A 14,304-nucleotide genomic window follows, 5' to 3' on the forward strand; every position below is an offset into this window, starting at 1 on the left:
CTCCCCAGGGGAAATCGCATGCAAAAAAGAGGGCTTAAGATAACACAGCGTCTGCCTGGCAACAGCGGCGCACACGCACACGGAGGTGGGATGAGTATTCGAGATTGGCCTGTGGCGGAACGTCCACGGGAGAAACTTTTGGAATGGGGCGCGGCAAACCTGTCGGATGCCGAGCTGTTGGCGATCTTCCTGCGCACCGGGGTTTCCGGCAAAAGCGCGGTCGACCTGGCACGCCACTTGTTGGCGCAATTCGGTGGCCTTCGCCCATTGCTTGAGGCCAGCCAGACGCTGTTCAGCAGGCATTTGGGGCTGGGGCCGGCGAAATTTGCCCAGTTGCAGGCCGTGCTGGAAATGTCTCGGCGGCATATGGCCGAAAGCCTGCGCAAGGAGTCGGTGCTGGAAAGCCCCGTGGCCGTGCGCGATTACCTCAAGGCGTTGTTGCGTCATGAGCCCCACGAGATATTCGGCTGCCTGTTTCTCGACTCAAAGCACCGGGTGCTGGGCTTCGAGGCGTTGTTCCAGGGCACCATTGATGCTGCCGTGGTTTATCCCCGGCAAGTGGTCAAGCGCGCACTTGAGTACAACGCGGCAGCATTGATCCTGTGCCACAACCATCCTTCGGGGAGCGTCGAGCCGAGTGCGGCTGATCGAAAATTGACCAAGTTGCTGCAAAAGGCCTTGGAAGTCGTGGATGTGCGGGTGCTGGATCACATCATCGTGGGCGATGGCGACCCGCTGTCGATGGCGGAATACGGGTGGCTGTAACCCCGCCCACTGGGGCGGGGTGGAGGCTCAGGGGTTGACGCTGACCTTGGAGAAGTCCTGGCGACCAAACGGGCTCACTTGATAACCCTCGACATTCTTGCGGGCCAGGGCAAACGCGGTCGGGTGCGCCAATGGCAGCCACAAGGCCTGTTGCTGGATCTGCGCCTGGGCCTGTTGGTACAGCTTGCTGCGTACGCCTTGCTCGCTGGTGGTCTTGCCTGCGCTGATCAGTTTGTCCAGCGCGGGGTCGCAGTAGCGGGCGAAGTTGGTGCCGGATTTCACCGCTGCGCAAGAGAATTGCGGGGTCAGGAAGTTATCTGGGTCGCCGTTATCGCCGGCCCAGCCCATGAACAGCAGGTCATGTTCGCCAGCCTTGGCGCGGCGAATCAGTTCGCCCCATTCGATCACACGGATCTCTGCCTGAATGCCAATCTTGGCCAGGTCCGCCTGCAACAGCTGGGCGCCGAGGTTGGGGTTGGGATTCAACAGGCTGCCCGTCGGGCGAGTCCAAATAGTGGTTTTGAAGCCGTGCTTGAGTCCCGCGCGGTCCAGCAGCGTCTTGGCCTTGGCAATGTCCTGTGGATAACCAGGCAAGTCCTTGGCATAGCTCCATGTGTTGGGTGGGTAAATGCCATTTGCCGCCTCAGCGGTGCCTTCAAACACTGCCTTGAGGTAGCTGTTCTTATCGAACGCCAGGTTGATCGCCTGGCGCACTTGCGGTTTGTCCAGCGGCGGGTGCTGGTTGTTGATGGCTACGAATGCAGTCATGAAGGCGGCGGTTTTCTCCACCTTCAATGCCGGGTCTTTTTCGGCTTCGCCTACGTCTAAAGGCTTAGGCGATAGGGCGATCTGGCATTCGTCACGGTGCAGTTTCTGCAGCCGCACGTTGGCATCCGGGGTAATGGCAAAGATTAAGTTATCCACAGCCGGTTTGCCGGCGAAGTACTCCGGGTTGGCTTTGTAGCGAACCACCGCATCTTTCTGAAAGCGTACGAACACAAACGGACCGGTGCCGATCGGCTGGCTATTGAGCTTTTCAGGCCTGCCGGCCTTGAGCAGTTTGTCGGCGTATTCGGCCGGGTAGATCGAGGCAAAGCCCATGCTCAGCGCGGCGAGGAAGGTTGAGTCGGCGTGATCGAGGGTGAAACGCACGGTCAGCGGGTCGAGGGCGTCGATCTTCTTGATCAGTGTCGGCAATTGCAGGGATTGCGCATGGGGGAAGCCGCTCTGGGCGATCTTGTGCCATGGGTTGGCCGGGTCGAGCATGCGTTCGAAGCTGAAGCGCACGTCTTCAGCGGTCAGGGTACGGCTTGGGGTGAAGTATTCGGTACGGTGAAACTTCACCCCCGGGTGCAGCCTGAAGGTGTACGTCAGGCCATCCGGCGAAACGTCCCAGCTGTCCGCGAGGCTCGGCACCAATTTGCCGCTGTTCGCGTCGTAGTCCACCAGGCGGTTCATCAGCACGTCGGCTGAGGCATTGGTGGTGGTCAGTGAGTTGTATTGCACTACATCAAACCCTTCGGGGCTGGCTTCGGTGCATACGCTCAAACTGGTAGCCGCCAGGGCCGCCGGCGCGATAAATAGAGGGGCTAGCAACAGCGGTAGGGCAGCGAGGCGCATATTCGGTTTCCTTTGCAGATCGAAGGCCCATCTGCGAGTGCAGTCTGGAAAAAGCCTACCGTAGAGGTCTGATTGATAAATGACTAGCCCATTTTTGCCTGTGCATTTGGGCAAAATGCTGTTTTGATGGCGCCTCAGCGCGTTTGTCCTCGCACGTTTGTGTGCGGACGGGCGCGGTAAATCATTCTGTGCGACGAGTGGTCGGCTGTTGCAGCGGCCCCTCCTGGCAACGGTTCGGGCGTCTATCGCCAAGATTTACGCCGGTAAAAATACACGGGCTGTTGTTGCACTGGGGTCTTTCTGGTATAAAGCAGCGCTCTTTTCTAGGGGCCCGGTTCCTTCACTGTAGGTGTAGCCGGTAAGACCCTTAAAGAAACGCGGCGCCTGGCGCCAAATGACTGAGAGATTAAGCGGCCAACCCATGCCGGGTTGGGCATGTGGTTTTAGAGGGCTGAGGCATGTCGAGAGTCTGTCAAGTTACCGGTAAGGGTCCGGTGACTGGGAATAACATTTCCCACGCAAATAACAAAACCCGTCGTCGTTTCCTGCCGAACCTGCAGCATCACCGCTTCTGGGTTGAAGAAGAGAAACGTTTTGTTCGCCTGCGTGTATCTGCCAAAGGCATGCGTATCATCGACAAGCGCGGCATCACTGTCGTGCTGGCCGAAATCCGCGCCGCTGGCAAGATCTAAGGAGCTTTATCATGCGTGAATTGATTCGAATGATCTCTAGCGCCGGTACTGGTCACTTCTACACTACCGACAAGAACAAGCGTACTACCCCGGACAAGCTCGAAAAGAAAATGTTCGACCCGCGCGTTCGCAAGCACGTGATCTACAAAGAAGGCAAAATCAAGTAATTGATTTTCCTCTTTGTGAAAAAAAGCCCGTCTCTCACAAGTCGGGCTTTTTTTTGCCTGCGATTTGCTGATCAGGTCTTTTGTTCGAACACCACGTAGATCTTGCGGCAGGGCTCCAGCACTTCCCAGGTACCGTTGAAACCGGCAGGAATCACGAAGCGGTCGCCGGCACGCAAGGTCTTGGCGTTGCCGTCGGCATCGCGCAATACCGAAACGCCCTGCACGATCTCGCAGTACTCATGCTCGGTGTAATTGACCTTCCACTGCCCGACTTCACCTTCCCAGACTCCAGCGCTCATCTGGCCGCACGGGCTGTTGTAATGGTTGTAGAGCGTTTGCTCGGGATCGCCCTTGAGGACTTTTTCGGCGGCAGGCCGGTAGCGTTCGGGGGCGGTGTTGGCTTGGCTGAAGTCGACGATGTCCTGGATGCTCATGTGCGTGTCCCGTCTGGCCTGCGGTTGGAAAGCCCAAAGTCTATGTTTATTAAAATGAACATCGCAAGGGCGTTTACCGCCGTTATGTCAAATATATTGAAACATCCCCAGCCGCTGGTTTAGGGTGGCAGCTGCCTTGAGCCGAACAGCAGGCTGGCCGGGCAAGAATTCTTTGAGGCTGCCGGGGGACATCACCTGGCCCTTGTATTCAATAAGAGGAGGACACTCGCATGACCACCCTGACCCGTGCCGACTGGGAACAACGCGCCAAGGATCTGAAGATCGAAGGGCGCGCCTATATCAATGGCGAATACACCGCCGCCGTTTCCGGTAACACGTTCGAATGCATCAGCCCGGTCGATGGCCGCCTGCTGGCCACCGTTGCCAGTTGCGACGCCGCCGACGCCCAGCGCGCGGTAGAAAATGCCCGTGCCACCTTTAATTCCGGTGTTTGGTCGCGTCTGGCGCCGGCTAAACGCAAATCCGCCATGATCCGTTTCGCTGCCTTGCTCAAGGCCAATGCCGAAGAGCTGGCGCTGCTTGAAACCCTGGACATGGGCAAGCCGATCAGCGATTCGCTCGGTATTGACGTCCCAGGCGCAGCCAATGCTCTGAGCTGGAGCGGCGAGGCGATCGACAAGATTTACGACGAAGTTGCCGCCACCCCGCACGATCAACTGGGTCTGGTGACCCGCGAGCCGGTCGGCGTGGTTGGCGCCATCGTGCCGTGGAACTTCCCGCTGATGATGGCCTGCTGGAAACTCGGCCCAGCGTTGTCGACCGGTAACTCGGTGATCCTCAAACCGTCCGAAAAATCCCCGCTGACCGCTATCCGCATCGCGGCCCTGGCCGTTGAGGCCGGTATTCCCAAAGGCGTATTCAACGTGCTGCCGGGTTACGGCCACACCGTGGGCAACGCACTGGCGCTGCACATGGACGTCGACACGCTGGTATTCACCGGTTCCACCAAGATCGCCAAGCAGCTGTTGATCCGCTCCGGCGAGTCGAACATGAAGCGCGTGTGGCTGGAAGCGGGCGGCAAGAGCCCGAACATCGTATTTGCCGATGCGCCAGACCTGCAAGCGGCTGCCGAATCCGCCGCGGGCGCTATTGCCTTCAACCAAGGCGAAGTCTGCACCGCCGGTTCGCGCTTGCTCGTAGAGCGTTCCATCAAGGATAAATTCCTGCCGCTGGTGATCGAGGCCCTCAAGGGCTGGAAGCCAGGCAACCCGCTGGACCCTGCAACAACCGTCGGCGCGCTGGTGGACACTCAGCAGATGAACACCGTGCTGTCGTACATCGAAGCTGGCCACGCCGACGGCGCCAAGCTGGTCGCAGGCGGCAAGCGCACCCTGGAAGAAACCGGTGGTACATACGTTGAGCCGACGATTTTCGACGGTGTGACCAATGCCATGAAGATTGCTCAAGAAGAGATTTTCGGCCCTGTGCTGTCGGTGATTACCTTCGACAGCGCCGAAGAAGCCATCGCCATCGCCAACGACACCCAATACGGCCTGGCCGCAGCGGTGTGGACGGCGGATATCTCCAAGGCGCACCTGACCGCCAAGGCGCTGCGCGCTGGTAGCGTATGGGTTAACCAGTACGATGGCGGCGATATGACCGCGCCGTTTGGCGGCTTCAAGCAATCGGGTAATGGTCGCGACAAGTCGCTGCATGCGTTCGACAAATACACCGAGCTGAAGGCGACCTGGATCAAGCTGTAACCCTGTAGGAAACACCGCAGGCCAGATGTGGGAGCGGGCTTGCTTCGCGAATGCGGTATGACAGTCTCAGTTGTTTTGACTGATACACCGCATTCGCGAAGCAAGCCCGTTCCCACACTGTTTTTTGTGTTTTAAAAAATTATCCACAGGAGCGTGGAAATGCGTTGGGCGACTTATTTCGCCGTCCTGGCCTCAGTACTGAGTGTCGGCCTGGCCCTGGGCGTCAGCATGCCGTTGGTGTCCCTGCGCCTGGAAGGCTGGGGCTACGGCAGTTTCGCCATTGGTGTGATGGCAGCCATGCCGGCCTTCGGCGTGCTACTGGGCGCAAAGGTCTCCAGCCGCATGGCCTCATGGCTGGGCACCGCCAACCTGATGCGCCTGTGCCTCTGGGCGGGAGCGGTGTCCATCGGCCTGCTGGCAATCCTGCCCAGCTACCCGGTTTGGCTGATGCTGCGGCTGATGATCGGGGTGATCCTGACCATCGTGTTTATCCTTGGCGAAAGTTGGATCAACCAGCTTGTGGTCGAGCAATGGCGTGGCCGCTTAGTGGCGCTGTATGGCTGCACGTATGCCTTGAGCCAATTGTCGGGGCCATTGCTGCTGGGCGTGTTGGGCACCGACCATGATTACGGCTTCTGGGTGGGCGTAGGCCTGTTGATGCTCGCGCCGCTGCTGTTGCTGGGCCGCTCTGGGGCGCCGACGGCCGAATCCTTCAGCGTCACCTTCAACGATCTTTGGCGTTTTTGCCGGAGCCTGCCGGCGATTGCCTGGGCGGTGGCGCTGTTCGCTGCGTTCGAGGCGATGATTCTGACACTGCTGCCGGTGTATTGCCTGCAGCAAGGTTTCACGGCCGAGATTGCTTTGGCCATGGTCAGCACGGTGGTGGTCGGCGATGCGCTGCTGCAATTGCCTATCGGCGCATTGGCCGACTATTTGCCGAGACGCACGCTTTTTTTGAGCTGTGCGGTGCTGTTGCTGGCCTCAAGCCTGGCGATTCCGCTGCTGCTGCACACGCTGCTGATCTGGCCGGTGTGGGTGGTCTTCGGCGCCAGTGCCGGTGGGTTATTCACGTTGTCGCTGATCCTGATCGGCGAACGTTACCGCGACGATGCGCTAGTGCGCGCCAACGCCCACGTGGCGCAGTTATGGGGCATCGGCTGCCTGATCGGGCCGCTGGTGGCCGGTGCGGGCAGCCAGTGGATCAGCGGGCATGCATTGCCGTTGCTGATGGCGGCCGGGGCACTGGGGCTGCTGGTGCTGTTATTGCGCCAGGGGGCGTTCGGTGCTGCACAGCCTGCCTGAGCCTGAATTGTTCCTAGAGCATGCGCTCCAGGCCGACTGAAGTGGCGAACCAGGCATTGAACCGGCGCCACCAACTGCCGGGCTCATCAGTTAGCGTGTGCAGTTGGCCATTATCCTCTGTGGTCCACACCACCTGGCCATTCTGCAATTTCGCCTGGTAACTCAATGTCGGTGCCATACCCTGCAGCGCCAGGTTGCGCACGTGCTCCGCCAGCTCGGGGCTGTCCACCAGCACGCCGACCTCGGTGTTCCACAGCACCGAGCGGGGGTCGAAGTTGAACGAGCCGATAAACGACTTCTCCCGATCAAAGATCATCGCCTTGCTGTGCAGGCTGGAGTTCGAGCCGTGGAAGGCGCCCCGACGAAACAGGTGCGGGCCGCTGCCTGCGCTCGGGTCACCGGGTTGACGGCGCAGTTCGTAGAGTTTTACGCTGTGCTCCAGCAGGGCCTTGCGATACGGCGCATAGCCGCCGTGCACGGCCGGGACGTCGGTGGCTTCGAGGGAATTGGTCAGCAAGCTCACCGATACCCCCGCATCGGCGCGGCCGGTCAAGTACACCAGTCCAGGCTGTCCTGGCACGAAGTACGCCGAAATCATAATCAGCTCATGATTAACGCCTTCCAGCTCCGGTGCCAGTTGAGTGGTGAGCAGCAACCGCGGGTCAGGGTCGGCCTTGGCCAACACTTTGCTCGGGGCATCCCACAACGCCTGGTTCCAGGCCCATATCAGCTCGCGGCGCCAAATGTCCATGCGCGGCTGGGTCTGGTAGGTGCGCAAGCGGTTGTACAGGGCGTGGTTCTGCTGGCGAGAGTCTGCCAGCGAGTCCTGCAGGCGCGCGCGTGCGCAGGCCAAGTCGCCCTTGGACGGGGTGCTGGAGACGAATTCATTAATCGGCTTGCTCAGTGCGCTGTTCCAGTACTGATCAAAGCTGTGGCCGAGCTGCTCAGCCACCGGGCCCACGCTGAGCATGTCGATATCGGTGAAGTTGAGGTTGGGTTCGGCGTCGAAATACTCGTCGCCCAGGTTGCGCCCGCCGACAATGGCCACGCTGCTGTCCGCCAGCCACAGCTTGTTGTGCATGCGCCGGTGTTGCAGCGACAGGTTGAACAGCCGGCCCATGGCCCGCGTTACACCGGTGCTGCGGCCCAAGTGCAGTGGGTTGAACAGGCGGATTTCGATCTGCGGGTGGGCAGCGAGGGTGGCGATGACTTGATCTAAGCCATCGCTGGTGGTGTCGTCCAACAGGATGCGCACGCGCACCCCACGGTCAGCCGCCTTGAGCAGTTCATCCACGAGCATGCGTGTGCTGATGCCGTCGTGGACGATGTAGTACTGCAGGTCAAGGCTGCTTTGGGCGTTGCGAATCAGCTCGGCGCGGGCCATGAAGGCTTCGCTGCTGTTGGGCAACAAGCGAAAGCCTGAGCGCCCTTGATATGGCGCCGCCTGCGCCTGGATCGAGCGGCCGAATGACGATTGCGCGGCGGGCAAGGCGTCGCTGGAAGTGTGCGGAGTATCGACCGTAGCGCAACCGCCCAACGCCAAAGCGCCCAACAGGAAAAACGGTAAAAGCCGTCGAATCATCAAGGGTGCTGCTTCCAGGTCAGGGCGGTTGTGAGCATAGGACGGCGAATTCCGGCGAAAGGTCAGTCAGCCGCTTCGGCGAGCATCTTGATCGCGGCGGCCCCGACTTTGCGTACGGCTTCTTCAATCTGCGGGGTTGGCTTGGCAGCGTAGTTCATGCGCAGGCAGTTCCGGTACTTGCCGGAAGCAGAAAAGATGCTTCCCACAGCCACTTGTACGCCTTGTTCAACCAGCACCCGGTTGAGCTTGAGCGTGTCGAAGCCTTCCGGCAGCTCGACCCACAGCATGAAGCTGCCCTGGGGTCGGCTGGCGCGCGTGCCCGCCGGGAAATAGCGGCTGACCCAGTCGATTATCAAGTCGCGATTGCGCTGGTATTGGGTGCGCATCCTCCGCAAATGAGGTTCGAAGTGGCCATTTTTCAAAAACTCGGCAATGGCGATCTGCGGCTGGGTCGCGGTGGAGCCGGTGCTGATGTATTTCATGTGCAGCACCCGCTCCAGATAGCGTCCGGGCGCAACCCAGCCAATACGCAGGCCAGGCGCCAGGGTTTTCGAGAAGGAGCTGCATAGCAGCACGCGGCCGTCCTCGTCGAAGGATTTGATCGTGCGCGGGCGCGGGTAGCTGTAGGCCAATTCGCCATACACATCGTCTTCGATGATCGCCACGTCAAAGCGCTGGGCCAGGGTCAGCAACGCGCGTTTGCGCGCTTCCGGCATGATGTAGCCCAAGGGGTTATTGCAGTTGGGCGTCAGCTGGATGACCTTGATCGGCCACTGTTCCAAGGCCAATTCAAGCGCTTCGAGGCTGATGCCGGTGACCGGGTCCGTGGGGATTTCCAAGGCTTTCATGCCCAGGCCCTTGAGGGTCTGCATGGCGCCGTGAAAGCTCGGTGAGTCGACGGCAACGATATCGCCCGGCTCACAGATCGCATGGATGCTGGCGGACAGGGCCTCATGGCAGCCCGTGGTGATCACAATGTCTTCTGCCGTCAGCTGGCAGCCAGAATCCAATGACAGTCGTGCAATCTGCTCGCGCAATTCCATACAGCCGAGGATGTTGTCGTAATACAGTCCCGGCAAATCCTGGCGACGGCTGACTCGCGCGAGGCTGCGCAGCAGGGGCTTCAGGGTGGGTGACAATACGTCCGGCATGCCCCGGCCCATCTGTATGACGTCCTTGCGCGGCACTGCGCGAATCAGTTCCAGCACCTGATCCCATTGGGAAATTTCCACCGGACGCTGGGCGGGGCGGCCTACCTCGGGCAGCGCCGGCAGCTCGCGCCCGACGGGTACAAAGTAGCCGGACTTAGGCTTGGGCATTGCCAGGCCGTTGTCTTCCAGTAAGCGATAGGCTTGTTGCACGGTGCTCAGGCTGACCCCGTGTTCCACACTCAAGGCTCGTACAGAGGGCAAACGATCGCCGGGGCGGTAGAAGCCCTGCTCGATGCGGGTGCCGAGCAATTCGGCGAGGTTGACGTAAAGGGTCATGGCGGCCACTCCTGAGGGACCAGTACAGATACCCGGAAAATACAGGATTCAGGCACCCATGGGCAGCATCTGTATTGATTTAATAAAGGTAGGTTGAATCTGTAATGGTTTGGCGTACGCGCTCACTCTAGTCACTCATGGCAACAAGCAAATGAGGGGCAGCAAAATGAGCGGCATAAGCGATGTGCGTCTGATGCTACACAGTCAGGAGTTGCAGGCAGGGCAGGAGCGGGGGACGGCGCCGCGCGATATCAGCCGATGGAGCCTGTTCTGGCACCGCCGCCACACGCGCAAAGCCTTGCTGCATTTGACCCGCGAGCAACTGCGCGACGTTGGGCTGACCGCCGAACAAGCGCGCCAGGAAGGCCTGAAACCGTTCTGGCGCGATTGATCAGATCAGCTCTTTGAACCGGTGCCAGAGCATCCCCAACGCCAGTAGCGGCGAACGTAAATGTTTACCGCCGGGGAAGGTGATGTGCGGCACTTTGGCGAACAAGTCGAAACGACCTTGCTGCTGGCCGCTGATAGCCTCGGCCAGCAACTTGCCCGCCAGGTGTGTGGCATTGAGGCCATGGCCGGCGTAGGCCTGGGCGTAATACACGTTGGGCTGGTCGACCAGCCGGCCAATCTGCGGCAAGCGGTTGGCGCCGATGCCAATCATGCCGCCCCACTGGTAGTCGATCTTCACGTCGGCCAGTTGTGGAAACACCTTGAGCATCTTCGGGCGCATGTAGGCGCCGATATCCTGAGGGTCGCGTCCGGAATAGTGGCAGGCACCACCAAACAACAGACGGCGGTCGGCGGATAACCGGAAGTAATCCACCGTCACCCGCTGATCACACACAGCCATGTTCTGCGGCAACAGGTTGGCGGCTTGTGCTTCGCTCAACGGCTCGGTGGCGATGATGTAGCTGCCGGCGGGCAGCACTTTGCCGCTCAGGTGTGGGTTCAGGCCATTAAGGTAAGCGTTACAGGCCAGCACCAGGGTCTTGGCGCGCACATTGCCAAGGGCGGTGTGCACGTTGACCTCGGGGCCGTAGTCGATGCGCGTCACTTCGGACTGCTCGAACAGCTTCACGCCCAACTGCTGCGCGGCGGCGGCTTCACCGAGGGCCAGGTTCAGCGGGTGCAGGTGGCCGGAGCCCATGTCGATCATGCCGCCCAGGTAGCGGTCAGAGCCGACCACGCTGCTCATCTCGCTGGCTTGCAGCAGGCGCACTTCATGGCGATAGCCGAGGCTGCGCAATTCTTCGGCGTCCTCGGCCAGGTCTTGCAGATGCTGAGGTTTGTTCGCCAGGTCGCAATAGCCCCACGTCAGGTCGCAGGGGATCTGATAGCGCTCGACGCGTTCGCGCACGATCTCCACGGCCTCCAGGCCCATCAGCTTCATCTGGCGTACGCCGTCGCTGCCGATCACATTGGCGAACTGGTCCAGGCCATGGCCGACGCCACGAATAAGCTGGCCGCCATTACGGCCACTGGCGCCCCAGCCGATTTTGCGCGCCTCCAGCAACACCACGCTAAAACCGCGCTCGGCCAACTCCAGCGCCGTGTTAAGCCCGGAATAACCGCCGCCAATTACGCACACATCGGCGCTGACTTCGCCCGCCAACGCCGGGCAGTCGGGTTGTGGGACGCTGCTGGCGGCGTAGTAGGAAGCGGTGTGCCGGGCGCTGGCGGTCATGGGGAGCCTCCCTGTTTGGAAAATTTGACGCAGGATACAGCGGTCGGACGAAGCTGTCTGCGCAGGGCGTTTTGCGTCAGAATCAACGCCTATTCGCCGTTCGGTACGTGTTTCGATGAGTTGCAACAGCCAGAAAATCAGCGCGCTGCGCCGACAGATTCCTTCGTTCGAGTGCGTCCCCGGCTGCCACGACTGCTGTGGGCCGGTGACCACATCGCCCGAAGAAATGTCGCGACTGCCACGTAAGACCGCTGCTGAGCAGGACGCGGCCATGGACGAGCTGAACTGCGTACACCTCGGGCCAAATGGCTGCACGGTGTATGACGAGCGGCCGTTGATCTGTCGGTTGTTTGGTACCACCAAGACCTTGCCGTGCCCCAATGGGCGGGGGCCGGTGGAGCTGATTCACCCGCGAGTAGAAAAGCAGATCCATGAATACATGGCGAGCACCCGGCAGGTGCTGGTCTAGCGGATGTACTCGGGCAAAAGGTGGGCGCAGGCAAGCCAGCTCCCACCTTTGATTGCGGCGTATCCGTTAATCCGGGATCGGCAGGTTCAGGCTCTCTTTCACCTCTTCCATCACGATATAACTCTTGGATTCCCGCACATGGGGCAACTTGAGCAAGATATCGCCCAGCAATTTGCGGTACGAGGCCATCTCGGAAATCCGCGCTTTCACCAAGTAGTCGAAGTCGCCTGACACCAGGTGACACTCCAGCACATGCGGCAGTTTCAGCACCGCGCGGCGGAATTCTTCAAAAGTGTCGCCGGACTTGTAATCGAGGCTGATCTCGACAAATACCAGCAAACTTCCCTTCAAATGCTGCGGGTTGAGCCGCGCGTTGTAGCCCATGATGATCCCTTCACGCTCCAGGCGGCGTACGCGTTCGGTGCATGGTGTGGTCGACAGCCCGACCTTTTCACCCAGTTCCGTGAACGAAATACGCCCGTCGGTTTGCAGGATGCGCAGGATATTACGGTCGATTTTGTCCAGCTCCCGCTTGGTCTGGGTGTTAGTACGCATAGGGGATACGCCTCTGTGAAAAGGGTTTTTGCCGAGAATTGTCGCCAAATATAGGCATTTATATAGTGAAATGCACTGCCCATTGTTTTTTACACTGCGCTCATCATTGCTCGAATAACACACGTCAGCGGCTAAGCCCGTGATGAGGATATAAAAATGCGCGTTCTGGTCTTGGGTAGCGGCGTGATTGGGGTGACCAGTGCCTACTATTTGGCGCGAGCCGGCTTTGAAGTCGTTGTGGTCGACCGTCAGCCAGCTGCTGCCATGGAAACCAGTTTCGCCAACGCCGGGCAGGTGTCGCCAGGTTATGCTTCGCCCTGGGCCGCGCCGGGCGTTCCGCTCAAGGCGATCAAGTGGTTGCTGCAGCGCCATGCGCCGCTGGCGATCAAGGCCACGACTGATATCGATCAATACCTGTGGATGGCGCAGATGCTGCGCAACTGCACGGCCAGCCGCTATGCGGTGAACAAAGAGCGCATGGTGCGTCTGTCCGAGTACAGCCGCGACTGCCTCGACGAGCTGCGCGCTGAAACCGGCATTGCCTACGAAGGTCGCAGCCTCGGTACGACTCAACTGTTCCGCACCCAGGCTCAGTTGGATGGCGCCGCCAAAGACATCGCTGTGTTGAAAGAGTCCGGCGTGCCGTTCGAACTGCTCGACCGCGCCGGCATTGCCCGCGTTGAGCCGGCCCTGGCCAGCGTCACCGATATCCTCGCCGGCGCCCTGCGCCTGCCGAATGACCAGACCGGCGACTGCCAGATGTTCACCACGCGCCTGGTCGACATGTGCAAACAGTTGGGCGTGGAATTCCGCTTCGAACAGGACATCCAGCGCCTGGACTACGCAGGCGACCGTATCAACGGCGTGTGGATCGACGGCAAGCTGGAAACCGCCGACCGTTACGTGCTGGCCCTCGGCAGCTACTCGCCCAAGGTACTCAAGCCGCTGGGGATTAAGGCACCTGTGTACCCGCTCAAGGGTTACTCGCTGACTGTGCCGATCACCAACCCGGCGATGGCGCCGACCTCGACCATTCTAGACGAGACCTACAAGGTCGCGATCACCCGTTTCGACAACCGCATCCGCGTCGGCGGCATGGCTGAAATAGCCGGTTTTGACCTGTCGCTGAACCCACGTCGACGTGAAACCCTGGAGATGATCGTCAACGACCTTTATCCTCAGGGCGGCGATTTGACCGAAGCCTCGTTCTGGACCGGCTTGCGCCCGACTACACCCGACGGCACGCCGATTGTCGGTGCCACCCCGTTCAAGAACCTGTTCCTGAATACCGGCCACGGCACGCTCGGTTGGACCATGGCCTGTGGCTCTGGTCGTTTGCTGGCCGACCTGATGGCAAAGAAAACCCCACAGATCAGCGCCGAAGGCCTCGATATTTCCCGTTACGGCAACCACCAGGAGTCCGCAAAACATGTCCATCCAGCGCCAGCTCACCAATGAGCGCATGAGCCAGATCGTTGTTCACAGCGGTACTGTGTATCTGGCAGGGCAAGTCGGCGACGACATGAGTGCCGGGATTGAACAGCAGACCCGTGAAACCCTGTTCAATATCGAGCGTTTGCTGGACTTGGCCGGCACTGAAAAAACCAAGCTGCTGTCGGTGACGATCTACCTCAAAGACATCAATGCCGATTTCGCTGGCATGAACGCGGTGTGGGACAAGTGGCTGCCTAGAGGCATCGCCCCAGCCCGTGCCACCGTTGAAGCCAAGTTGTGCGAACCGGAAATCCTGGTAGAGCTGTCCGTCGTGGCCGCGCTGCCTTAAACCCAGATCCCTCTCCCGGCGCCGACGTTGTTGGTCGGTG

At 60.1% G+C, this 14,304-nt stretch carries 15 protein-coding genes; 9 read left to right on the top strand and 6 right to left on the bottom strand.

The features are described from left to right. Positions 1-90 precede the first annotated feature (90 nt). Positions 91-765 carry a RadC family protein gene (radC, locus tag FW764_RS06990; RefSeq protein WP_446433310.1) on the top strand — a complete coding sequence of 225 codons (675 nt, stop codon included), beginning with the start codon at positions 91-93 and terminating at the stop codon, positions 763-765. A gap of 27 nt (positions 766-792) precedes the next feature. On the opposite strand, the gene FW764_RS06995 is transcribed toward radC, so the two are convergent. Further along, a complete protein-coding gene (locus tag FW764_RS06995) occupies positions 793-2,385 on the bottom strand; it encodes an ABC transporter substrate-binding protein (protein WP_446433311.1) in 1,593 nt (530 codons plus the stop codon). 458 nt (positions 2,386-2,843) lie between these two features. Here FW764_RS06995 and rpmB point away from each other — a divergent pair, with 458 nt between their 5' ends. Both rpmB and rpmG read left to right on the top strand, forming a co-directional pair. After that, positions 2,844-3,077: a 50S ribosomal protein L28 gene (rpmB, locus tag FW764_RS07000; RefSeq protein ID WP_003176907.1), complete on the top strand. Its 234-nt coding sequence runs from the start codon at positions 2,844-2,846 to the stop codon at positions 3,075-3,077. 11 nt (positions 3,078-3,088) lie between these two features. Continuing rightward, a complete protein-coding gene (gene rpmG, locus FW764_RS07005) occupies positions 3,089-3,244 on the top strand; it encodes a 50S ribosomal protein L33 (RefSeq protein WP_003176906.1) in 156 nt (51 codons plus the stop codon). A gap of 71 nt (positions 3,245-3,315) precedes the next feature. Here the strand turns inward: rpmG and FW764_RS07010 are convergent, their stop codons facing one another. Continuing rightward, positions 3,316-3,678: a cupin domain-containing protein gene (locus tag FW764_RS07010; protein ID WP_446433312.1), complete on the bottom strand. Its 363-nt coding sequence runs from the start codon at positions 3,676-3,678 to the stop codon at positions 3,316-3,318. A gap of 230 nt (positions 3,679-3,908) precedes the next feature. Here FW764_RS07010 and FW764_RS07015 point away from each other — a divergent pair, with 230 nt between their 5' ends. Together FW764_RS07015 and FW764_RS07020 are read left to right on the top strand one after the other, a co-directional pair. Continuing rightward, the gene (locus tag FW764_RS07015; protein WP_446433313.1) at positions 3,909-5,402 is read left to right on the top strand and encodes an aldehyde dehydrogenase; all 1,494 of its coding nucleotides are present in this window, start codon (positions 3,909-3,911) and stop codon (positions 5,400-5,402) included. A gap of 159 nt (positions 5,403-5,561) precedes the next feature. Then, positions 5,562-6,704 (top strand): MFS transporter, encoded by a 1,143-nt coding sequence (locus tag FW764_RS07020; protein WP_446433314.1) that lies wholly within the window; start codon positions 5,562-5,564, stop codon positions 6,702-6,704. Positions 6,705-6,717: 13 nt separating this feature from the next. Here the strand turns inward: FW764_RS07020 and FW764_RS07025 are convergent, their stop codons facing one another. Both FW764_RS07025 and FW764_RS07030 read right to left on the bottom strand, forming a co-directional pair. Next, entirely contained in the window at positions 6,718-8,286 is a 1,569-nt protein-coding gene (locus tag FW764_RS07025) for a phospholipase D family protein (protein ID WP_446433315.1), read from the bottom strand. A 62-nt stretch (positions 8,287-8,348) separates the two neighbouring features. Next, positions 8,349-9,773: an aminotransferase-like domain-containing protein gene (locus FW764_RS07030; RefSeq protein ID WP_446433316.1), complete on the bottom strand. Its 1,425-nt coding sequence runs from the start codon at positions 9,771-9,773 to the stop codon at positions 8,349-8,351. Between the two features lie 166 nt (positions 9,774-9,939). Here FW764_RS07030 and FW764_RS07035 point away from each other — a divergent pair, with 166 nt between their 5' ends. After that, positions 9,940-10,164: a DUF1127 domain-containing protein gene (locus tag FW764_RS07035; protein ID WP_094948716.1), complete on the top strand. Its 225-nt coding sequence runs from the start codon at positions 9,940-9,942 to the stop codon at positions 10,162-10,164. On the opposite strand, the gene FW764_RS07040 is transcribed toward FW764_RS07035, so the two are convergent. Further along, positions 10,165-11,457 (bottom strand): NAD(P)/FAD-dependent oxidoreductase, encoded by a 1,293-nt coding sequence (locus FW764_RS07040; RefSeq protein WP_446433317.1) that lies wholly within the window; start codon positions 11,455-11,457, stop codon positions 10,165-10,167. Between the two features lie 115 nt (positions 11,458-11,572). Here FW764_RS07040 and FW764_RS07045 point away from each other — a divergent pair, with 115 nt between their 5' ends. Then, positions 11,573-11,926 (top strand): YkgJ family cysteine cluster protein, encoded by a 354-nt coding sequence (locus FW764_RS07045; RefSeq protein ID WP_003176897.1) that lies wholly within the window; start codon positions 11,573-11,575, stop codon positions 11,924-11,926. Between the two features lie 66 nt (positions 11,927-11,992). Here FW764_RS07045 and FW764_RS07050 read toward each other — a convergent pair whose 3' ends face one another. Next, positions 11,993-12,481 carry an Lrp/AsnC ligand binding domain-containing protein gene (locus FW764_RS07050; RefSeq protein WP_003176896.1) on the bottom strand — a complete coding sequence of 163 codons (489 nt, stop codon included), beginning with the start codon at positions 12,479-12,481 and terminating at the stop codon, positions 11,993-11,995. 156 nt (positions 12,482-12,637) lie between these two features. On the opposite strand from FW764_RS07050, the gene dadA reads away from it, so the two are divergent. Both dadA and FW764_RS07060 read left to right on the top strand, forming a co-directional pair. Beyond that, positions 12,638-13,939 (top strand): D-amino acid dehydrogenase, encoded by a 1,302-nt coding sequence (dadA, locus tag FW764_RS07055; RefSeq protein WP_446433318.1) that lies wholly within the window; start codon positions 12,638-12,640, stop codon positions 13,937-13,939. Next, complete coding sequence (locus FW764_RS07060) at positions 13,911-14,264, top strand: RidA family protein (protein WP_446433319.1); 354 nt, start codon at positions 13,911-13,913, stop codon at positions 14,262-14,264. The genes dadA and FW764_RS07060 overlap by 29 nt, the downstream gene beginning before the upstream one ends. The last annotated feature ends 40 nt before the right edge of the window (positions 14,265-14,304 follow it).

Source organism: Pseudomonas sp. 1152_12, assembly GCF_052850675.1.